15 protein-coding genes and 1 pseudogene are annotated in these 22,260 nt (G+C 59.7%); 7 read left to right on the forward strand and 9 right to left on the reverse strand.

Translation table 11 applies throughout. From position 1 onward, the window contains the following. The 9 genes and pseudogenes from BWR59_RS12960 to BWR59_RS13005 form a co-directional block, all read right to left on the reverse strand. Positions 1-618: pseudogene (locus BWR59_RS12960) on the reverse strand (phospholipase); the annotation flags it as partial. An 880-nt stretch (positions 619-1,498) separates the two neighbouring features. Next, positions 1,499-4,351, reverse strand: a complete 2,853-nt coding sequence (locus BWR59_RS12970; protein ID WP_081566044.1) for a type VI secretion system Vgr family protein — start codon at positions 4,349-4,351, stop codon at positions 1,499-1,501. Continuing rightward, positions 4,324-8,043, reverse strand: coding sequence for a type VI secretion system membrane subunit TssM (tssM, locus tag BWR59_RS12975; protein WP_081566045.1), 3,720 nt, complete (start codon positions 8,041-8,043; stop codon positions 4,324-4,326). The genes BWR59_RS12970 and tssM overlap by 28 nt, the downstream gene beginning before the upstream one ends. Further along, positions 8,040-8,786, reverse strand: coding sequence for a type IVB secretion system protein IcmH/DotU (gene icmH / locus BWR59_RS12980; protein ID WP_081566046.1), 747 nt, complete (start codon positions 8,784-8,786; stop codon positions 8,040-8,042). Before icmH ends, tssM begins: the two co-directional genes overlap by 4 nt. Positions 8,787-9,196: 410 nt before the next feature. Further along, entirely contained in the window at positions 9,197-9,574 is a 378-nt protein-coding gene (locus BWR59_RS12985) for a response regulator (protein ID WP_081566047.1), read from the reverse strand. Positions 9,575-9,741: 167 nt separating this feature from the next. Continuing rightward, the gene (locus tag BWR59_RS12990) at positions 9,742-10,923 is read right to left on the reverse strand and encodes a hybrid sensor histidine kinase/response regulator (protein ID WP_081566048.1); all 1,182 of its coding nucleotides are present in this window, start codon (positions 10,921-10,923) and stop codon (positions 9,742-9,744) included. After that, positions 10,917-11,534 carry a chemotaxis protein CheB gene (locus BWR59_RS12995; RefSeq protein ID WP_081566049.1) on the reverse strand — a complete coding sequence of 206 codons (618 nt, stop codon included), beginning with the start codon at positions 11,532-11,534 and terminating at the stop codon, positions 10,917-10,919. The genes BWR59_RS12990 and BWR59_RS12995 overlap by 7 nt, the downstream gene beginning before the upstream one ends. Continuing rightward, complete coding sequence (locus BWR59_RS13000; protein WP_081566050.1) at positions 11,531-12,352, reverse strand: protein-glutamate O-methyltransferase CheR; 822 nt, start codon at positions 12,350-12,352, stop codon at positions 11,531-11,533. The genes BWR59_RS12995 and BWR59_RS13000 overlap by 4 nt, the downstream gene beginning before the upstream one ends. A 48-nt stretch (positions 12,353-12,400) precedes the next feature. After that, on the reverse strand, positions 12,401-15,901 hold the full coding sequence (locus BWR59_RS13005) for a response regulator (RefSeq protein ID WP_081566051.1): 3,501 nt from the start codon (positions 15,899-15,901) through the stop codon (positions 12,401-12,403). A 274-nt stretch (positions 15,902-16,175) separates the two neighbouring features. On the opposite strand from BWR59_RS13005, the gene BWR59_RS13010 reads away from it, so the two are divergent. The 7 genes from BWR59_RS13010 to BWR59_RS13040 all read left to right on the forward strand — a co-directional run bounded on the left by BWR59_RS13010 (position 16,176) and on the right by BWR59_RS13040 (position 22,259). After that, entirely contained in the window at positions 16,176-16,538 is a 363-nt protein-coding gene (locus tag BWR59_RS13010) for a response regulator (protein WP_081566052.1), read from the forward strand. Then, positions 16,528-17,841 carry a glycosyltransferase gene (locus BWR59_RS13015; RefSeq protein WP_230982003.1) on the forward strand — a complete coding sequence of 438 codons (1,314 nt, stop codon included), beginning with the start codon at positions 16,528-16,530 and terminating at the stop codon, positions 17,839-17,841. Before BWR59_RS13010 ends, BWR59_RS13015 begins: the two co-directional genes overlap by 11 nt. A gap of 244 nt (positions 17,842-18,085) precedes the next feature. After that, a complete protein-coding gene (locus tag BWR59_RS13020; RefSeq protein ID WP_218191207.1) occupies positions 18,086-18,391 on the forward strand; it encodes a type II toxin-antitoxin system RelE/ParE family toxin in 306 nt (101 codons plus the stop codon). Further along, positions 18,384-18,704: a helix-turn-helix transcriptional regulator gene (locus BWR59_RS13025; RefSeq protein ID WP_081566054.1), complete on the forward strand. Its 321-nt coding sequence runs from the start codon at positions 18,384-18,386 to the stop codon at positions 18,702-18,704. Before BWR59_RS13020 ends, BWR59_RS13025 begins: the two co-directional genes overlap by 8 nt. Before the next feature lie 73 nt (positions 18,705-18,777). After that, on the forward strand, positions 18,778-19,683 hold the full coding sequence (locus BWR59_RS13030; RefSeq protein WP_081566055.1) for an AraC family transcriptional regulator: 906 nt from the start codon (positions 18,778-18,780) through the stop codon (positions 19,681-19,683). 242 nt (positions 19,684-19,925) lie between these two features. Beyond that, the gene (locus BWR59_RS13035; RefSeq protein ID WP_081566056.1) at positions 19,926-21,248 is read left to right on the forward strand and encodes a sugar ABC transporter substrate-binding protein; all 1,323 of its coding nucleotides are present in this window, start codon (positions 19,926-19,928) and stop codon (positions 21,246-21,248) included. Positions 21,249-21,326: 78 nt separating this feature from the next. Continuing rightward, positions 21,327-22,259 (forward strand): sugar ABC transporter permease, encoded by a 933-nt coding sequence (locus BWR59_RS13040; RefSeq protein ID WP_081566057.1) that lies wholly within the window; start codon positions 21,327-21,329, stop codon positions 22,257-22,259. Position 22,260 lies beyond the last annotated feature (1 nt).

The raw sequence follows: 22,260 nt of genomic DNA on the forward strand, positions 1-22,260 counted from the left end.
GATCATCAACTTGCTGTGGATGTACACCGGCAGCCAGTCGTCCGGGGGTGAGTCGGGCGACACCAGGGTGCAGATGTGGACTTTCAGGCCGGGGATGGTCTCCGGCTCGATGGGTTTGCGTTGTTCTTCGGGCAGTTGCCGTTGCAGTTCTGCCTTCTTCTTTTTGGCCGCCTCGACCCGCAACTTGCGCTGGTTGCAGAGTTTTTCCCACTCGACCTTGTCCGGGAAGGCGCGGTAGTAGTTGAGGGCGTCGAGGGATTTCTGCGCGTCGAACAGTTCGGTGGTGGCTTGATCCAGCGCCGTCTGCAGCCGCTCGTCACGTTCCAGGCGTGCCACTTGCGGCATGACCTCGGCGCGGCCCAGCGCTTCGAGCATGCGGTGGGTGTTGATGGTGCCGTCGCCCATGCCTTCGTCGCTGGCGTTGGTGACGCGAAAGTACTGGTTTTCGATGTAGATCAGTTGCGTGGCGTTGTTGATGTCCTGCAGGTACATCCGGCAGATGTCGCGCTTGCCTTCCTGAAACTGGGTACGCAGCACTTGGGCCATCACCCGCGTGCCGGTGTCCGGGCGCATGCGCAACTGGCTCACCAGGGGTTTACGCTCGCGCCACAGGTCCACGGCGGTTTCTCGCTGCCAGCCCTGGCAGAAGTTGTGGCACAGGTAYTCCAGCACCGGCCCGGTCAGGCGGCTGGAGATGTCCTGCCGCGGGCTCGGGGCGTTGCGCCCGCCTTGTGCGGAGCGTCTCAGGTAGCTGTGATCGTCGCGGTCCCAGTAGGGCGTAGTCGATCAGGACCATTTTCTGGTGGTGAGTGGGTTCGGCCGACATCGCCGCCGCACTGCCCATTTTGGTGGTCAGGCTGCGGTCGTCGTCCAGGGCGTGGACGGCCACTTGCCAGAAGATTTCCGCACGCTCGGCGACGTTGAAGTCGCGGGTGACGAACTCGATGTTGGCGAACGGGTCATCGGTCAACCAGGCCTTCAACCGGTGGGCGATCTTTTTCTGCATGAACGGCGAGATGCGCAGGCTGCTGTCCACCGCCTGCCGGTGCCACTGCTGGTCNTATTTGATCTGCCCACTGTTGCGTGAACCTGCCTTGAGCAGGCTCGCCAGATTGCGCCCCGGCGTCATGTTTTCACTGGCCAGCGCGGCGATGCGCAGCCCGTCCGACCAGCAGAGGATTCGCACCTTGACGCCTTCGCCGGCTTTTTGCAGCAGCAGCTCACCGATGCACAGCGAGTGGGCGTTGTCGCGCTTGAAGTACATCGATGGCTGGAAGCCCCAGCACACGATGTCGATGCTCTGGGTCGCCGCGAGAATGTCATCGTACAAGGCGCCGAACGTACGCTCGCCGTTGACCAGCGGCTCGAAGGTCGCGTGAGTGGGCGGGTATTCGGTGTCCTCGACGAACCATGAGGTGGTCATCACGGCGCTCATTGCCCGGGAGGTGGCAATGGGCACGGTGGCCGTGCGGGTACGGTTCTGGGTTCGGTTCATGGGTCAGTCCTTTGAGGGGGTGTCGGTCTGGTTGAGGGCCGCGTAAAAACCCCTGAAGACGCCGCCACTGGCTGCCGGGGCGATGTCGGGATGCGGCTGGCTCTGATGCCGCCGGCGTCCACGATTGGCGTGCTCGGCGTTGTCGGGTTCACCGCGAAAATCGCCCTGCACCGGGAATACGAACTCATCACCACGTGCCGTTTGCACCACGTATTCCGTGCTGACGACGTGGTGCTCCAGCTTGATCGCCCCGCTCTCGTCCATGATGCCGTCGGCGACCAGGGCGCCACCGGCGAACACTTTGTAGGGCATACCCGCCGCGATGTCGTGGTTGGCGGCACCGGTCTGACTCATCCGCAACGACAGCGCCTGCCTGATCGATGCTTCGGGCCAGATCGGATCAGTGGGATCGAGTCGGGTGGGGCCGTCGATATTTCTCGTCGCGGCCTTCAGGCTGAGCTCGTTCGGGGTGTGGATCTTGATGTTGCCGTCTTTGATGTGGATATAGGCGCCCCCGCTGCTTAGCAAGATGCCATCCTGCGCGCTGATGTGGACGCCCTTGCCGGTCGAGGTGATGGTCACGTCCTGCTGGGCGGTGACTTCGATGGCGTCGCTCTGGGCCTGGACTGCGACCTTGCCTTTGGCGGCGAACAGTTTGGCGCCGGCGTTTTTCGCGAACAGGCTGATGCCCTGGGCGACGCTGACCAGCAACGATTTATCGCTGGCCAGTGACAGGTCGTCGCCAGTCGTGAGCAACGTCTGACCGGCGCTGTGCAACTGGGTGTTGCATGCCGAAGTACTGACAATGTCGTGGGGCGCAGACAGCAGCATCAATGGCTGTTGAAAAGCCGCGGCTCGACCCATGCCTTTGCTGCTCCCATCGCCATGGCTGACCGAAAAACCGACGTCGTCATGAAGTTGCTGCAGACTTTTGACCGCCGCCTCCAGGCTGTCCGCATTGTGTTGTCGGGCGTCATCCGAGCGCGCTTGAAGCCGTTGCTCGCTGTCTTCAAGCTGCTGTCGCGCTTCATCGCTGTCGATCTGGCCGCCCTGGGCCTTGCTCCGTTTCCAGGTGCTGAGGTGCAAACCTCGTTGCGCGCGAACCGCCCCATAATCATCGCTGCGCAGCTCGAACCCGCTGCCACGCCAGCCGCCTCGCTGATTGCCCTGCTGGTCGATCAGGTAACCCAGATTGAGTTGCGTGTGGCCGTGGCTGCTGTGCAATTGGGTACGCAACTGCCCCGGGGTGTCATCCATGACCCACTGATTGAACCCCCGACCCTTCAGCTCCTTGCTTTTATAGCCACTCATCGCACCGCTGCCGTGCCACGCCGGGGCATGGCCGCCATAGACCTGCCCCAGAATCAGAGGGCGGTCGATGTCGTTGTCGAGAAACGTCACCACCACTTCTTCCCCCGCACGCGGCACGTGCACGCTGCCCCAATCGGGTCCGCTGCTGTTTTGCAACATGCGGATCCAGCACGAGCCCAGTTCTCCACTGCCCGTCTGCCGGTCCCAGTGGAAGCGCACGCACACCCGGTTCAGGCGGTCGGTAAGCACTTCGTGCTCTTGTGGGGTCACCACCACAGCTGTCTGCGGGCCGGGCATGGCGGGTTTGTGGTGCTCGGGCGCGCTGCGGTAAGGCGCGCTCCGGGGCTGCGCTTCGAAGCGGTTGACGTAGAAACCGTGTGCCGAGCGCCGGGCGTTCAGTGGGTCAGTACCTTGCGCGGCGGTCGTTGATCGGCTGGTGCGGTCCTGCTCTCGAATCGACGCCAGCAGCGGTGCCAGACTGCCGGGGGCCGTGCGCCGACCATGGGGGATCGGCAGGTTGCTTTCGGCAAAAAACTCGACGCCGATCAACAGGAACTGTCGGTCCTGTGCGGGCAAACGGTCATGCAGCGGGTGTTCGGTCAGTTCGAACCAGCGACCCGCGCACATTTGCCGGACGCCACCCTGCCCCTTGACCCGGCGCGCTCTGGATTCAAGGTGTTCCATTCGCACGCAACCGAGCCACTGCGCGTGGTCGGGGTTCTGCCAGGCGAACTGGCCAAGGTAGTCATATTGTTCGAGCTCGACCGGGGCCGCCGCATCGGGCAGCGCCCTCATGACGGCTTCACGCCGCTGCCCGTGCGCGAGGTAATCATTGCTGCGCCAGTGCAGGCGCCCGCTGTGAACCTGAAGCGACGTGCTCCACTCGGTGATGCTGTCGTGCTGCTCGGTTGCCGACTGTGTATGAAAACTCAACGCACCGGGCTGTAACGGTTCCAGCGTGTCATGGCTGTCGGTAAATACGATGCAGTGCGCGTCGTGCGTATGCTCCACGTACCAGAAAATGCCTTCCTGCTCGCACCAACGCTGGACGAAATCGGCATCGCTTTCATTGAACTGCGTGACGTACGACAGCGGCGGATACTCGCGTCGCAGCTCGAAGCGGTATTGCCCTCGAGCCCGCTGATACCCGCAGAACACCTGGGCAAAGATCGTCGGAAGGTCCAGGTCCTGCCAGATCCGGCAGTCACGTCGAAACTCCAGCAAGTGGAACCATGGCGCGAACACCATTTGCCAGTCGTGCAGCCCCGTGGCGCTGCCCAGATAGTTCACCTGTTCGACCCAGCCATGGCGAACGGCAAAGGTCCCGTCGTCCTGCAGGATTCGCAGGCAGACGTCCTGATCGATCAGGGATTGCGGATCGTGATCAGGGTCCTGCACCACCACATCCAGCACCACGCGCGGCACTCGCCCGAGCATCTCGGTTGCATGCACACGCAACGCCAGCAACGCGTCGTCGCCCAGTGCTGTGGTGAGTTGCAGAAGCCGCCCCCTCTGGCTCAGCGGGGGGTTGAGAAATGAGTCCATAACGTGTGCGTTCCTTGCCGAATCGAAGCGTCAGGCCCGACATCCATGTCAGGCAGCGTGTAGAAATAGCCGTCAGTGCGGACGGCTGTCGAGACAAAGTTCAGCGATTTGATAGCGGACAGTTCCGTCAGCTTCATCCCGCCATGGTTTCGCACGGTAAGGCTGACCGGCCCGACCTCGCTGCTCCAGGCGAATTGCTGTCGAACCTCATCGAGACGGCTGACCTGTGCGCTTTCACTCATCTTCAGCAATCCCCAGCGACCGGGAAAGTTGAACACCGACACGCGTTTGCCCTCCAGCGTGACGACCTCCAGGCGCGCCCCGGGGACATCGGACAAGGCTGGCCAGATGAAACGATGCCAACGCTCCTTGCCGTTGCGGTAATGAACCTGCTGACCATCGAGGGTGAAGATGATGTCGGTATAGGCACTGGAAGGTGTGACCATCAATTCAAAGCCGTTGTCCGGGTCAGCGAGGCTGTCGAGTAACTCTCCAATGACGTTGGCCTTGCCGATGCTCGCCAGAACGTGCCCGGTGACCAATGCCTGCGGCTTGTCCGGGCCGGTGTCACCCAGACCTTGCGCTTCAGCCAGGTTACCCATCTGCTCGCGCTTGAAAGCCGCCACCAGCCCGGAATCCGGACGGACGAACCGTGCCACATCTTTCACCGACACCTCGTTCGACGCCCGCGGCACGATGGGGTAGCGATGGGCGACGGTTTTCTGCCACGGCTGCACGATCTGTTGCTGCCACTCATCGGCCACGTACACACCGACGCGCTGGCGCAACGCGGACCATGTGTTTTCCACCGGCGAGCTGAACATTCGACGCAATTCGACTGAGACCCCCGTCTCACTGGTATCGACGTAACGTTCGACATGCTGACGGGCGACAGCGATTTCAGTCGGTTGTCCATCCAGCGTTTCACTGACCAGTCGCTTGCTGCTCTTGCCGACATTCTGGGAACGCAGAATATCGCCGGTCCTCACCTTGAGTTTGCGCAGCGAGAGCAGGTAGCGGTCCATTATCGTAGCCCCGCCACCCTCAGGGTCATCGGCAGCGAACAGCTGCGAGACGGGGGCGAAACGTGTGGCCAGGCTGCCGTCAAAAACATTGCGCAAGTAGGGAGTCAAGGGCGAAACGGCAGGTGTTTCATGGCCGCTCCCGGCTTCGTTCGCCGACATCGGCAGGTCCCATCGGGTGTTCAGATGCACCGCCTGCATCAGGACTTTCACCGGGGAATTCTGGACATCGCTCATGCGAGACAGCTGCTGGACTGACGCTTGCAATCCATCAGGCTGTCGCACGCCGGTTTCCCTCAAAAATCGATACCACGCCTGCGCGTAATCATTTTTATAGCGCTGCAGAAACTCACCCAGGAACTGAGTTCTCTGAATGTTTTCGGGCTGGCGCGTGTCTGCTTCGAGGACCCAGTCGGGATCGTGTCTGACCTCACGGGCGAGCCATTTGACCAGTTCCAGCTGCAGCGACTTCCAACCTTCCAGGGTATACAACGCTGGGACGGACGCGGAGGAATACAGTTGCTTTCGCCCGGCCTCGGGCACCAGGTCCGCCAGCGTCAACGCGGGTTGTCGGCTTTTGAACTCCAACTGCAGGCGCAGGTATTCGCGTTCGGCCCATGAGTTCTCGGTCATGAAGGATTTGAGCCTGCGTTGTAACGCTGACACCAGCGCGGCATCGCGTCGAAGTTCCGGAGCGCGGGCTGCTGTCAAATCAGTCAGGTAGGCCGCGCTGTTGTCGACGACGTCTTGTGACTCGACGTCAATGCCCTCAGCCGCCAAAGCCCGCTGCCAGACACGACTCAAAGTCGCCGCTACAAACTCGACTTCGGGATGAGCCCGTGGATCCGTCAGCACCTGATACAGCTTCAGGGCTTCATAGGTGTCGGCGATCGATGCGCGTTGTTGCTGGCTCAGGTCTGAGCGCTTGAGCTCTGAACGCACGCCTGCGCCGGCATCATCGAGCGGTGTGTCAGCGGTATGCGGCTCACCCGGATCATTCACATCGATGGGGTGCTGCGAATATCCCTCAAGCACGCCCAACTGCACCCGCAGATACTTCTCCAGCGGCCTCCCAAGCGCATCCTGCAGCTGGTACGTCACAGCACCACGAATCGATTGACGAACAGCTTCCAACCCGTGGGTATCCGGAAACAGGCGCAGAAGGTGGATGCCATCGGACGGGGTATCCAGCGAGGACAGGTGCGCGCGCAACTGACCCAATGCCTGCCATGCACGCAGTGCCTGGGGGCTGTGCATCTGCGCTGGTGGCTCCGCCAGCCGCCGGTCGAGAGTCCGCAGCTTTTTATGGTCCGACAGGAAATCCAGCACAACCAGGGTCAGCGTACCCACGCCAAGAGTGAGTAACAGTCCTTTGACCACCCTGCGCGGCCGGCTCGAACGCCCGCTCGGCAGTGGGCGCAAGGCCGCGCGCCGTCCGGGGAAGATGATTTCGCAAAACAGGTCGGTGATGAAGTAACCAGCCTTGTCTTCAGCGCCTGCCGCCACCGGCGCGGCGGAGGGTTCCAGCGCTTTGAGGCCATAGGCGGCAACCATCCGTTCCTTGAAAACCGCCGGAAGGGAGTCGGAACCTTGCCGCGCGCTGGTGAAATGCACAGACCGCACGTTCACAAATGGGCTGCCGCTCTCCAGTTGCACAAGAAAATCCTTGAGGGGTTCCGACAGTCCCATCAGATAATTGGCGAATTGCAGTGCGTCTGCATCGGCTGGACAACGGCCGTGGAGTGAAAGCTGGTGCAGGTAAATGTGCAGTCTGCCGAGCAGCGTCTCGAATGGTTGCTCGTAATGCTCACCGAGGCCGGAAGAATTGTCTCCCAAGGCTACGCCCCACGGCTGTCGGCGTGACTCATCTGACATATCGCCAAAGGCAGATAGAAAGCCTGGCAGTAGATCGGACTTGGTCAGCACCAGGTGAATCGGTGGGATGACGCCCAGCGATGTCGCGTAATCACTCACCCGACTGGAGAATCGTTGCGCCAGTTCCAGACGCTCTACAGGTGTCGCCGAAATGAGCTCCTGGAGGCTGACGGTCAGCACGATCCCGTTTATCGCGACTGGCTTGCGCCGCTTTTTCAGGAGTTTCAGGAAATTGACGAATACCCCGGCCGACCGAGCGTCATCCAGATACCGGCTGGCGGTTTCGATGAAGACCGCGTGGGGACTGAAATACCAGTCACAATGTTCTCGTGCGTCCGGCCCCTCCCCTGAAACCCCACTGGCGTTATCGATTGATAACCCGGAGCGCGCCAACAAGCTGGTTTTTCCTGACCCGCGGGTACCCAGTACCAGGTACCACGGCAAGTCCGACAGTGCGTGGGCACCCTGACCACCGGTTGCACGCGATGCCCGCAGTAACTTGATGATGTGACCCAGGTGCTCTTTGAACAGTTGCTGGTCCTGAAGCGAATGCCGGCTTGCGATTGACTGATCGACCTGACGACTGATCAGTGCGCTAAGCGTGCTCTCATTGCGACGACGTAAACCATAGCGAATGAGCCATACCGTGCAACAGGCGGTGGACACGAGCACACAGATTTCGATTGCCCGGGCTGACGTTATCCACGACAGCGCCCAGGCGCTCACGGCCGCCGTCAACCCGGCGATCCAGAACAGCAGCATGCCTGCTTGAATTGAAATGCGACGCTTGATCATCCTTGACTACCTACCTGCGCAGGGATTGTCATTGCGCTGCCCCAGCGCTGTTCGATTGCTCCTGACAGCACCTGCGACTGGCGGCTCAAGATGTCATTGCCCGCCCAGCAAAGGGCGGCGCCTGTAGAGACGAATAAAAAAGTCACGACCCATCCCGGCGCTTTTCGCTGGGCATGGAAACCAGAATCCCCTGCCTTCAAAAGTTCTGGCGAGAGTCGGGAAAGCGTCGAGTGTTGCTGGCCGATCTCCCCCCGCAGGTCGTTAATAAGTGACTGCAGCGCTTGCGGACTGCGCTCGATATATTTCCCTTTGAAGCCTTGTATCAGGCACAGCAGGAAAACCTCGAGCACCTCCAGGTTTTGCCGAGCATCGGCGCGGGCAGCATCCAACCTGTCGAAGAAACCTCGCCCCGCCAGATAATCATTGCAATATCGGGCCTGTAAGGACTGCGACTGCAACCGCTGACGTACCTTGGGGCCGCTATCCTGCAGCAGACGCTCATCAAAAAACGCGCAGAGTGCGTATCGAACCGCCTGGAACTGATCGCCCCCCCAGCCCGCTACCGTCGCCTGTTGCTCCAATCGTTCAAAACACTGATCCACCTGCAGAAAAAAGGCGTCAACGTTTTCAATGTCGTATTGGCTGCCTAGCAGCTGAGCAACGGACAAGAAATTGCCTATGCCGTGTTTGATCTCGATACTTTTCAAATCAGAGGCCTGGGTATCGCTTGCGTGCTGACTCATCGAATAAGCGCTCTCTATTGATTAACAGGGCGCCTTCCACGGTGTGGCTGACGACTCATCTATCGCCATGGTATGGATTGAGAGACCTTAAGAAAGGGGGACACAACCTTGCGCAGCCCGGGACGTGGCTGAAAAAGAGGCAAGGCGTTTCCTACCTGCGGGCACAGGATTAAACGGACGTCTATCAGGGGCTGAATCGAGAGGGCGTGGAGCTGATCACAGAGCGGCTCGTCTGCGATCAGTTGAGCCAGGGTGCGGGGAAGATCGAGGGGTAACGGGGGCACAGGGTTCTGGTGGCCTTGGGTAGCTCCCTCGAGCCTGTCCCGACCCTGTCGCCGTGCGGTTTGCCGGCGGTGGCTTTCCGCAGATCGCGACCGCCGGCAAGCCGGGCTGCTACAAAGTGGCTGGAATCAATTCAACAACTGCTGGATCTGCGAATGCAGGCTGTCCATGGTGAACGGCTTGGCCAGGATCGGTGCCTTGCGCGCGATCGGGCTGCCGGACTCGACGATCTCCGCCGGATAACCGCTGATGAAGATCACCTTCAGCTCCGGTCGCAGTTTCACCGCAGGCTCGGCGATCATCACCCCGGACACCCCGCCTGGCAGACGATAGTCGGTGATCATCAGGTCCAGATGGGGTTTGGTGGCGAGGATTTCGAATGCCTGCTCGCCGTTTTCCGCCTGCAATACCCGATAGCCCTCGCCCGACAGGTAGTCGGACAGCAGCATCAGGATCAGCGGCTCGTCTTCGACGATGAGGACGACATTTTCTGCATCAGAGCTCATTGGAACGCCTTCGATCTTATAAATAGCTGCCATTACGACCATGGCCCGCGCTGGAGGTTGCGCAGAAAAATCAGATATTTATCTGAACGGTCGGGAGGGTTCGAACAGCGCTGTAAAGAAAGCTGACAACAGCGCTCTGGCCCGCGCCTGGCGGGCCGGACCGGCGGTTAAAGCGGCAGGCTGACCCGGAACAACGAGCCATTGCCCTCCTCGCTTTCGACGCTGATGGTACCGCCGTGGGCCGCGACGATCTGGTCGGAAATGAACAGCCCAAGCCCCAGGCCCGACACGGCATGGCTGGCCGAGACCCGCTCGAATTGCTGGAAAATCCGCTTCTGGTTTTCGGCACTGATGCCGATGCCCTGATCGCGCACGTCCACACGCGCCTCGTTGCCTTCGCTGTACACCCAGACTTCGATGGGCTTGTGAGCGCCGTAGCGCAATGCGTTGGTCAACAGATTCGCTACCACCTGCTCGATGCGGAATTCATCCCAGACGCCAATCACCGGCTCGCTGGCATGCAAGGTCACCACGCTCTCGGCAGCAGCGATCTGTGCGGAGTAGCTCTCCACCATATTCACCACAAGCTCAGCCAGGTCGAACGGGCTGGTACGGATCGACAGCTTGCCGGTGCGAATCCGCGAGACGTCGAGCATGTCCTCGATCAGACGAATCAGGCTCTGGATCTGTCGTTCATCGCGATCGACCATGGCCTTGAGTTTGTCCATGGTGAACGCCGAGGCGTTGTCCTTGGCCAGATGCAACTTGCGCAGCTGGGTTTCAAGGATCAGACCGTTGAGCGGCGTGCGCACTTCATGGGAGACGATGGACATGAAGTCGTCGCGCATGCGAATCGCGTGTTCCAGTTCGTTCTGCGTCGATTTCAGTTCGCGCAGCAGCGCCTCCTGCTCCTGACGACTGCGCTCCAGCTCCTCGACCTGCTGCTTCATCGCCTTGCGCTGGCGATACAGATCGACGAAGACGTTGACCTTGCTTTTCACCGCATGGATATCCAGCGGCTTGTGCAGGAAGTCAACAGCGCCGCTTTCATAGCCCTTGAACGCGTAGTTCAGCTCGCGCCCGGCGGCACTGACGAAAACGATGGGGATGTTTTTGGTCTTCTCGGTGCCGCGCATCATTTCCGCGAGCTCGAAGCCATTCATGCCAGGCATCTGCACATCGAGAATCGCCATGGCGAACTCGTGCTCCAGCAACAGCGATAACGCTTCATCCGCCGACAACGCCTTGAACACCTGACGGTCCTCGCGCTTGATCAGCGCTTCCAGGGCCAGCAGGTTTTCCGGCAGATCGTCGACGATCAGCAACTTGGCTTTGATTTCACTCAACATGCAATTCGTTCCAGCTCGACAAGCAACAGACCAATGTCGGGCAAAGGCAAGAGAAAGTCTGGGGTGTGCAGGGCCAACGCTGCGTCGGGCATGGTGCGCGCCAACGCCTGGGCCGGGTCCTGGACCACGGTAAGACCGCCGTATTCCTTGATTCGTGCCATTCCCTGGGCACCGTCGTTATTCGCACCGGTCAACAACACTCCCGCGAGCCTGCCGTCATAGGCGTCGGCGGCGGATTCAAAGAGGATGTCGATGCTGGGGCGTGAGTGGTAGACGCGCTCTTCCTGACTGAAAGACAGCGTGAAATCGGCTTCCACGGACAGGTGATAACCGGGCGCGGCAAAGTACAGCGTCCCGGGCGAAATGGTTTCCTTGTCGTCGGCTTCTTTCACCGGGACCGCCAGATGCGAACTGAACACCTCAGCCAGCAGGCTGCGGCGCTCGTCGGGCAGGTGCAACACGGCAATGATCGGCAGGCTGAAGCCCTTGGGCAGCGGCCGAAAGATCTTCAGCAGGGCCTCGACGCCGCCCGCAGACGCACCGACGACGATAGCGTCGACTCTGGGTAATGCCGGCGGTTCCGGGTCTGCACCGGGAAAGGTCGTTCTCATGATTTGCGATAGATCCGCTCTTGCTTGACCAAGGGCTCGAACTGAGCCTTATAGCCCGAAAACTCCAATGTTTCCTTGCTGCCCAGCACCAGAAAACCGCGATGGCAGAGGGACTCGTGAAACAGCCCGAATGCCCGGTCCTGCAGCTTCTTGTTGAAGTAGATCAGCACATTGCGACAGGAGATCAGATGCGTCTCGGAGAACACGCTGTCGGTGGCCAGGCTGTGGTCGGCGAAGGTGACGTTTTCCCGCAGGCTCTTGTCGAAAATCGCGTAATCGTAGGCCGCCGTGTAATAGTCGGAAAACAATCGCTTACCGCCTGCCTTGAGGTAATTCTCGTTGTAGGCGCGAATGTTCTCCATGGAGAAGATGCCTTGCTTGGCCTTCTCCAGGGAGCTTGGGTTGATATCGGTTGCGTAGATGATGGTGCGATCCAGCAGGCCTTCTTCGCGCAAAAGGATCGCCATCGAATACACCTCCTCCCCGGTGCTGCATCCGGCAATCCAGATCTTCAACGACGGGTAGGTCTTGAGCAGCGGCACCACTTCCTGACGAATCGCCAGGAAATGCGCCGGGTCACGAAACATCTCGCTGACCGGAATCGTCAGGAACTGCAGCAACTGCATGAACGCCGAAGGGTCGTGCAGCACCCGTTCCTGCAGCGCGGAAATGGTCTTCAACTCGAACTGACGCAACGCATGTGCGACGCGTCGTTTTACCGATGCGCCGGAATAATCGCGGAAGTCATAGCTGTATTTCAGGTAGATCGCCTCGATCAGCAAGCGAAGTTCGATCTCGGCGTTTCGCTCATGGGCCATCAGTAAAACCTGGTCTTTCTACGGGCGTGGTCAATTGATCCAATCCATTCAGATACGTTCCATTTTTGGTAACCACACCCGAATCAGCGAGAACAGCCGGTCAAGATCGATAGGCTTGGCCAGGTAGTCATTGGAGCCCGCCTGCAGGCAGCGCTCCTGGTCGTCTTTCATGGCCTTGGCCGTGACGGCAATGATCGGCAGCTTGCGCCAGCGCGGGTCCTTGCGGATCTGCGCGGTGGCCTCGTAGCCGTCCATTTCCGGCATCATCACGTCCATCAACACCAGATCAATGTCCTCGACCGTATTGAGTTTTTCGATGGCTTCCAGACCATTGCGCCCGACTTCGACAATGGCGCCCTTGTGCTCCAGCGCACTGGTCAGGGCGAAGATATTGCGCACGTCGTCATCGACCACAAGAATCTTGCGGCCTTCGAACACGCGGTCACGGCTGCGCGCGGTCTTGAGCATCTTCTGCCGCTCGTTGGACAGCTGCGACTCGACCTTGTGCAGGAACAGTGTCACCTCGTCGAGCAGACGCTCAGGCGAGCGTGCGCCCTTGATGATGATGGTGCGCGAGTACTTCAGCAGCTCGGTTTCTTCATCGCGGGTCAGGTTGCGGCCGGTGTAGACGATGACTGGCGGGAAGGCGCAGATCTCGTCGGTGGACATGCGCTTGAGCAAGTCGTTGCCGAGCATGTCTGGCAGCTTCAGGTCGATGATCATGCAGTCGTAGGCATTGTCGCGCAGCAGCTCCAGCGCATCCTGGGCGAAGCCGACGGCGGTGATCTCGATGTCATCGTCACCGATCAGCCGCGCGATGCTGTCACGTTGCAGCGCGTCGTCTTCGACCAGCAGCACGCGTTTCACTTTCTGCGTGAGCTTGGCTTCCAGGCGTGCGAACACGTCCTTGAGCTCTTCGCGGGTGGTCGGTTTGACGGCGTAACCGATGGCGCCCATCTGCAACGCGGCTTCCTGACGATCCTCGACCGAAATCACATGCACCGGGATGTGCCGTGTGCCAGGCAGTTCTTTCAGGCGTTGCAGTACGGTCAGGCCAGAATGATCCGGCAGTCGCATGTCCAGCAGAATCGCGTCGGGCAGGAAGCTGGCCGCCAGATCGAAGCCTTCGTCAGCGCCGTGGGCCACCAGACAGGCGTAGCCCAACTCGTGAGCCAGGTCGTAGAGGATGTGGGCAAAGCGCACCTCGTCCTCGATGACCAGGATGCAGCGTTTGTTGAACGGTGCCTTTTCACGGTCATCGGCGAAGCGCGGAATCGGCTCGATGATCGGGGCCGCTACCGGCGTCACCGGCACCGGAATAGGCATCTGTACCGCCTTCGCGGCCACCGGCGCCTGGTCGTCGACATACTGGGACGGCACCTGTTCGACATACTGCTCAGGCAATACAAGGGTAAAGATACTGCCCTGCCCCGGCTGGCTGGTGACGGAAATCGAACCGCCCAGCAGTTGCGCCAGATCGCGGGAAATCGACAGTCCCAGGCCGGTGCCGCCATAGCGACGGTTGGTAGTGCCATCGGCCTGACGGAACGCTTCGAAGATGCTTTGCTGCTGGTCCTCGGCAATCCCGATCCCGGAGTCGCGCACGGTGAAGGCAATGCCTTCGCCCGGCTGACGCGACACCGTCAGGCTGACTGCGCCGCTTTCGGTGAACTTGACGGCGTTGGACAGCAGGTTCTTGAGGATCTGCTCCAGACGCTGGCGGTCGGTGTACAACGACACCGGCGCGCCAGGCTGCACCTCCACCGAAAACTGCAATTGCTTGTCAGCGGCCAGCGGCTCGAAGGTCATGCGCAGGCCATCGACCAGACGACTGACGCTGCTGTTCTCGGGACGCATGTCCAGCTTGCCGGCCTCGACCTTGGAGATGTCGAGGATGTCGTTGATCAGGTTCAGCAGATCGTTGCCGGCGGAATAGATCGACTCGGCGAACTTGACCTGTTCTTCGCTGAGATTGTCCTGCGGGTTCTCGGCCAGCAGCTTGGCCAGAATCAGCGAGCTGTTCAGCGGCGTGCGCAGCTCGTGAGACATGTTGGCGAGGAATTCTGACTTGTACTTGCTCGAGCGTTGCAATTCATCGGCGCGCGCTTCCAACTCCACCTGGGCGACACTCAGTTCCTCGTTGTTGCGGTCCAGCGCGTCGCGCTGATCGGCCAGTGCCTTGCTCTGCTCGGCCAGTTGCTCGTTGGTCTGCTCCAGCTCCGCTTGTTGGGTTTCCAGATGAGCCTGGGATTCCTTGAGAATCCGCGACTGCTCTTCCAGTTCTTCGTTGGCGGTGCGCAGTTCTTCCTGCTGCACTTGCAGCTCTTCGTTTAGCTGCTGGGTTTCGGCCAACACTTCCTGAAGACGCTGACGGTAGCGCGCGGCCTCAATGGACGTGCCGACGTTCTCTGCGACCAGCTCCAGGAACTCGATATCACGCTGCGTCAGCTCGCGCAGAAAGCCCAGCTCGATCACGCCGTTGACCTGATCGTCATTGCTGGTCGGCACCACGACCACGCTGCGCGGCGAACCGTCGCCCAGTCCGGACGTGACCTTGAAGTAATCCTGCGGCACGTCGTCCAGGGTGATGATCTGATCCTGCTCGGCGGCCTTGCCCACCACGCCTTCGCCGCTGTAGATCGACTGTTCCTGAAGCTCTTGCTGACGGGAGAACCCGTAGGACGCCACACGCACCAGACCGCCATGCTCCTGACGCACATAAACGGCGGCCACCACGGCGCCCAAGTAATGAGCGAAGAACTGCAGCACGTTGCGGCCCAGCAGATTCAGCGTCAGTTGGCCGATCACCTGCTCAGCCAGCTCGCTCTGACCGTTGCGCAACCAGGCCACATGAGACAGCCGTTCGGCATCTTCCTGCTGAGCTTTCATGTTGGCCGCATAGGTGCTGGACAGCGCCGTCATGTCGCGACGGCCGACATACGCCAGAATCCCGCTGACGATCAGAATGAACGCGATATACAGCGAGACCGAGATGATCGTCGTGTGCGTGACCTCGGTATTACGGGTCAGACGTAGCTGATGCTCGATGTTTGCTGCCTGATCGTACTGATCGCGAATCTCGTCGGTCAGGCGTTTGCCGCGACGATTCTGGATCGGCGTGGCGTAGTCCGCATTGTTGCGGCGCAGCGTGATCATCTCTTGGGCGAACTGGTTCCAGGATTCCTGCATCGCCGCCAGGCGCTTGAAGCGGTCGACCTGATCGGGGTTGTCCGCGACCAGATCCTCAAGCCCTTTCAACTCGGCGAGGATGCTCGGCTTGGCAACTTCATAGGGGTCAAGGAAGCGCTCGTCGCCGGTCAGGAGAAACCCGCGCATGCCGGTTTCCATGTCCACCGACAGCTTGAGCGAGCGGTTGATGTTGTTGATGACCCGATCGGTGTGCTCGACCCATTGGATGGCCGACAGCAGATACGTGATCAGGATGACGAAGAATGCGGCACTGAGAACGCCGACCGCCAAGGGCAGACTGACGTTACGGCTGAGAAGTTTGCGGAAACGTTGCTCATCGACTGCAGAGGTTTGGATCATCGCAAGGGGCCCGGGCGGATTCGTCTAAACGACGGAGTTTGCCGTAAACTTCAGCAAAAAACTCCAGCTTCTGACATATAGAGTTGAATTTTCTGACTTTAGCCGTAGAAGAAAACTACGCTTACTATACGATTGAGTGATTCCCTAGCGCCATCACACTCATTTGGATTGTGTTTTTGACGCCGTTAACTTGTCACAATTACGGGCTTGGTTAACCAGCAGACCGGCTGCCAATTGCCCGGTCGAAACTTCGCCATTCTCAAGGAATTTTTACATGTCCGACCCAACCAGCACGATTCTGGTGGTTGAAGATGACGGCATCGTCCGGATGCTGATCGTCGACGTTCTCGAAGAGCTCGAGTACATCGTGCTCGAAGCTGCCGACGGCGCTGAAGCCCTGGCCTTTCTGCAGAACGACACCGTTACCATCGATCTGCTGATGACCGACAAGGGCCTGCCCGACATGGACGGCATCAAGCTGGCGAACAAGGCCCGGGAATTGCGCCCGACACTGCCGATCCTGTTCGCCAGTGGCTACGCCGAGAACATCGATGCGCCTGACGGGATGCAAATCATCGGCAAACCGTTTTCCATCGATCAACTGCGCGACAAAGTGAAAAGCATTCTTGGCGACTGAAAACCTCTGCGCATCACGCCACACCCATGTGCTGATCATTGGTTACGTGTGGCCCGAACCACGTTCGTCGGCCGCCAGCGGCCACGTCATGCAATTGATCGACTGTTTTCTCGAGCAGGGCTGGCAGATCACGTTTGCCAGCGCTGCCAGCGAGGGTGAACAGCGGGCGGACCTGGCGGCCTTGGGCATTACCGAAGTCGCCGTCGAACTGAACAGCAGCAGTTTCGATCGTTTCGTCAGCGAACTGCAGCCGGACGTGGTGCTGTTCGATCAGTTTCTGATGGAGGAGCAGTTCGGCTGGCGAGTAGAGAAGCACTGCCCGAACGCTTTGCGGGTCCTGGAAACCTGTGACCTGCAAAGCATGCGTCATGCCCGGCATCAGATGCTCAAGGAGCAACTGAAAGAAAGCGCCGCCAGTGAACACTACGATGAGCTGTTCGCCGCCCCCGGCGCGCAGATCTTTGAGCGCATGGCGGTGACGGATCTGGCCCAGCGCGAACTGGCCTCCTTTTATCGCAGCGACCTGAACCTTGTGGTGTCCGACGTCGAAATCGAGCTGCTGACGACCCACTTCAAGGTGCCAGGCGAACTGCTGCACTGGTGCCCCTTGATGCTTCGCGACGTACCGCAGAGCGCCAGTGGCTTCGGCGACCGCGAGCACTTCCTGACCATCGGCAACTTTCGTCATGCACCGAACTGGGATGCGGTGCTATGGCTGAAAAACACGATCTGGCCATTGATCCGTCAGCAGCTGCCCAGCGCGCAGCTGCACGTTTACGGCGCCTACACCCCACCCAAGGCCACTGCGTTGCACAACGCTGCTCAGGGTTTTCACATCATGAACTGGGCCGAAGACGCCCTTGAAGTGATGTCCGCTGCACGCGTCTCGCTGGCCCCCCTGCGCTTTGGTGCCGGGATCAAGGGCAAGGTGACCGACGCGATGCTCTGCGGCACGCCAACCGTCACCACGCCGATTGGCGGCGAGGCCATGTACGGCGACTTGCCATTCCCTGGCGCCATTGCCACCGACGCCCAGACCTTCGCCGACCAGGCGGTACGTCTTTACCGGGATCAGGCGCTCTGGGAACAGGCACAGCGTGACGGCTTCGCGGTGCTCCATGAGCGCTTCCGGCACGAGCAACATTGCGCGACGCTGATAGAACGCATCAACCAGCTCCGCGACAATTTGCAGGCCCACCGCACCGCCAACTTCACCGGCGCCATGCTGCGCCACCATCAGCACAAGAGTACGCAGTACATGTCGCAGTGGATCGAGGCGAAGAACCGAAACGGCGTGCAATAGCGGTCAGCAGCCGCGGCGCGGCGCAACCGGCCCTGCAACCGCCCTGCTGCCAGCGCGGCTTTTTCATGGCGTTACAGTTCCCAAATGGCAGAAACAAAGAAAGCTCAGGATAGTGGCCCGCCTGGGCTGCCGCTGCAGAGCGGCAGGTTGACTTAATACCCATACAGGTATAATTTCCGCCATGTCAGAGGGATTTGAAAAGCCGCTTTTCTGGGTGGCCGGCAGCAGGAAGGACCTCATCACAATGCCTTCTGAAGTACAGGACACGTTCGGCTATGCCCTTTACCTCGCGCAAACCGGCGGTAAGCATTCGCAGGCCAAACCGCTCAGGGGCTTCGGTCATGCAGGCGTACTGGAGGTCGTCGAAGACCTTCATGGCAACACTTTCCGCGCGGTCTACACACTGCGCTTCGGTAATGCCGTTTACGTTCTCCACTGCTTTCAGAAAAAGTCGACACGAGCCATCCAGACACCCCAACACGACATCGCCATGATTCGGACCAGGCTCATGGCCGCAGAAACACATTGGAAAGGAATGCGACATGACTGAAATCGAACACGGCAGCGGTAACGTTTACGCCGATCTGGAAATTGCCGATGCCAGCGAGATGCTGGTCAAGGCACAGTTGGCGGCGAAGATCGGTAGCATTCTCAAGGCTCGCCACCTGACTCAGGCGCAAGCCAGCGAAATCCTCGGCCTTGCGCAACCGAAGATCTCGGAAATGCTGCGGGGCAAATTCCGTGGCATCAGCGAAACCAAAATGATCGAGTGTCTGGTTCGCCTCGGGCGCGATGTGCAGATCGTGGTCAAGGCAGCACCGCGTTCACGCAAGGAAGGCAAAGTCGAAGTGGTGTTCGAGTAAGGTTCGATGCTGTATTCCCCGGGCAAATAGTGCACATTAGCGCTCAGGCATCTCCCGGAATCCCGGCAACGGCATGACCAGAACAACAAGAATCACCGACCCTTCTTACGAGTTGATGGACGACCACAACGGTCTGTCGATCATCTATCGCGAACATGGCTTCCCGTGCCCGTTGGTGCGCTGGCATTTCCACAAGGAATACGAGCTGCACCTGATCGTCGCCAGCTCCGGCAAGGTGTTCGTCGGCGACTACATCGGCAATTTCTATCCCGGAACGCTGTTTTTGACCGGCCCCAACCTGCCGCACAACTGGATCAGCCAGGTCGAGGAAAACGAAGTCGTTGCCAAGCGCGACATGCTGGTGAACTTCACCGAGGAATTGCTGGAGAGTGGCAATCAAGTGTTCGCCGAGCTCAAGACCCTGACTCCATTGCTTGAACGGGCGCAGTACGGCATCGAGTTTCGCTGCAAGCGCACGATCCGCCAGGCCATGAAGCTGATGCAAAAGATCGCCGACTCCAACGGCATGACCCGCCTGGGCCATTTTTTCATCTTGCTGGAGCTGCTCGCGGCCAGTGATGATTTTCAGTTGCTGTCAGGGACTACGGCCTCGCAGCTATCGGACGATCACGCGGTGGAGCGAACCAACAAGGCGGTGGAATACATCTTCACCCACTATGCGCGTGAACTGACGCTGGAAGAAGTGGCGGACCATCTGGGGATGAAACCCACCTATTTCTCACGGGTGTTCAAACAGGCCACGGGGCGCACGTTCGTCGAGTTCGTCAACCGCCTGCGCATCAGCAAGTCCTGTGAGCTGCTGGCCGACGGCGACAAGCCGGTGACGGATGTGTGCTTCGAGTCAGGTTTCAACAATATCTCCAACTTCAATCGCCGCTTTCAAAAACTCAAGGGCATGACGCCCTCCCACTATCGGCGCCTTGCCGTGCAGCGTCTGACCGAGCAGAACCTGTACTGATTCACCCCCTTCTCGCCCTCATCTACTACGCTGGAACTGCGCCGCACCATGCCGGAACGCAGTTTCGGTGGACAGCCGCTCGAACTCTCAGTGCAAGAAAGTATCAGTTCAAGTGTGTCGCAGGATTTGTCAATGTCCGTGCAGACCGTTGTAATCAACTGACCTTCTTCCAATTCTCCGGAAGGAACAAAAACAATAACCAAGCTTCTTTCGTCCATCTGGACGTAGAAGAGGAGTGATAAATGAAGACCTCTGCAAAAGTTCTGCTTGCTGGCACCTGTCTGACACTCTCGACCCTGACCACCTTGGCCCAAGCCGGCGACGTCACCATCGCCACGGTCAACAACAGCGACATGATCCGCATGCAGCGGCTGTCGAAAACCTTCGAAGAACAGCATCCGGACATCAAGCTCAAGTGGGTCGTCCTGGAAGAGAACGTGCTGCGTCAGCGCCTGACCACCGACATCGCCACAAAGGGCGGCCAATTCGACGTTCTGACCATCGGCATGTACGAAGCCTCACTCTGGGGCGCCAAGGGCTGGCTGAAAGAGATGAACGACCTGCCAGCGTCCTACGCGCTGGATGACGTGTTCCCTTCCGTGCGTGACGGTCTGTCGGTCGACGGCAAACTGTTCGCCCTGCCGTTCTACGCAGAAAGCTCGATCACTTATTACCGCAAGGATCTGTTTCAGGCAGCCGGTCTGACCATGCCGGAACGTCCGACCTGGACCCAGATTTCCGAATTCGCCGACAAACTCACCGACAAATCGAAAGAACAGTACGGCATCTGCCTGCGTGGCAAGGCGGGCTGGGGTGAGAACATGGCGTTGATCACCACCGTGGCCAACTCGTTCGGCGCGCGCTGGTTCGACGAACAGTGGAAACCGCAGTTCGATCAACCTGAGTGGAAGAACGCGCTGACGTTCTACAGCAACGTCATGAAGAAGGACGGCCCTCCCGGCGCCTCCAGTAACGGTTTCAACGAAAACCTGGCGCTGTTCAACAGCGGCAAGTGCGCGATCTGGGTCGACGCCAGCGTTGCCGGCTCGTTCGTCACCGACAAGTCCCAGAGCAAGGTCGCCGACAACGTGGGCTTCACCTACGCGCCGCACGAAGTGACCGACAAAGGCTCGGCGTGGCTGTACTCTTGGGCTCTGGCGATCCCGACCAGCGCCAAGAATGACAAGGACGCCCGTGCGTTCACCGAGTGGGCGACTTCCAAAGAGTACGCGGCACTGGTTGCGGCGAAAGACGGCGTGTCCAACGTGCCGCCTGGCACCCGCGCTTCGACCTATACCGATGCGTACAAGCAAGCCGCGCCGTTCGCCAATATCACCCTGGAATCGCTGAAGGCCGTGACGCCGAAAGCGCCGACCCTCAAGCCCGTGCCGTATGTCGGTATCCAGTTGGTGACCATTCCTGAGTTCCAGTCGATCGGCACCTCCGTGGGCCAGCAGTTCTCGGCCGCACTGGTAGGCACCTCCTCGGTCGACCAGGCGCTGACCAACGCACAAAGCGTGTCCGAGCGTGAAATGAAGCGAGCGGGTTACCCGAAAAAGGGCTGACGCCCATTGCTTCAAGGCAGCAGCCGGCACCCCGCCGCTGCTGCCACGTTCACGCTTTTGCCCCGGTTCGGAGTCATCATGAACACGTCAACCATTACACCTCGTTCGGCCTCGGCCGACGATAAATCACAGGCCAAGGGCAGCGTGACCAAGCCTGGCTGGTTTCTGGTCAGCCCTTCGGTGCTGTTGCTGCTGGTCTGGATGATCGTCCCGCTGGGCATGACCATCTACTTCTCGCTGATTCGCTATAACCTGCTCAACCCCGGCGAAAACGAATTCGTCGGCCTTGAGAACTTCGAGTTTTTCGTCACCGACGCAGGCTTCTTACCCGGTGCCATGAACACCCTGCTGCTGGTCGGCAGCGTACTGGCGATCAGCGTGATCCTTGGCGTACTGATCTCGGCCCTGCTGGAAGCCACCGAGTTTCTCGGTCGCGGCATCGTTCGCGTGTTGCTGATATCACCGTTCTTCATCATGCCCACGGTCAGTGCGCTGATCTGGAAGAACCTGATTTTTCATCCGGTGTCCGGCATCCTCGCCTCGGTCTGGAAGCTGTTCGGCGCACAGCCCGTGGACTGGCTGGCGAACTACCCGATGCTGTCGATCATCATCATCGTGTCCTGGCAATGGCTGCCGTTCGCGATCCTGATCCTGATGACCGCCATGCAGTCCCTGGACCAGGAACAGAAAGAAGCCGCGCGTCTGGATGGCGCGGGTCCCATCGCGATCTTCTGGCACCTGACCCTGCCGCATCTGGCACGCCCGATCGCCGTGGTGGTGATGATTGAAACCATCTTCCTGCTGTCGGTGTTCGCCGAAATTTTCACCACCACCAACGGCGGTCCGGGCTTCGCTTCGACCAACCTTGCGTACCTGATTTACAACCAGGCGCTGCTGCAATTCGACGTGGGCATGGCATCGGCCGGCGGCTTGATTGCCGTGGTCATCGCCAACATTGCCGCGATCATCCTGATCCGGATGATCGGCAAAAACCTCACCGACAAGTCTTGAG

It is taken from the genome of Pseudomonas sp. Bc-h, from assembly GCF_002080045.1.
Lineage (GTDB): Bacteria > Pseudomonadota > Gammaproteobacteria > Pseudomonadales > Pseudomonadaceae > Aquipseudomonas.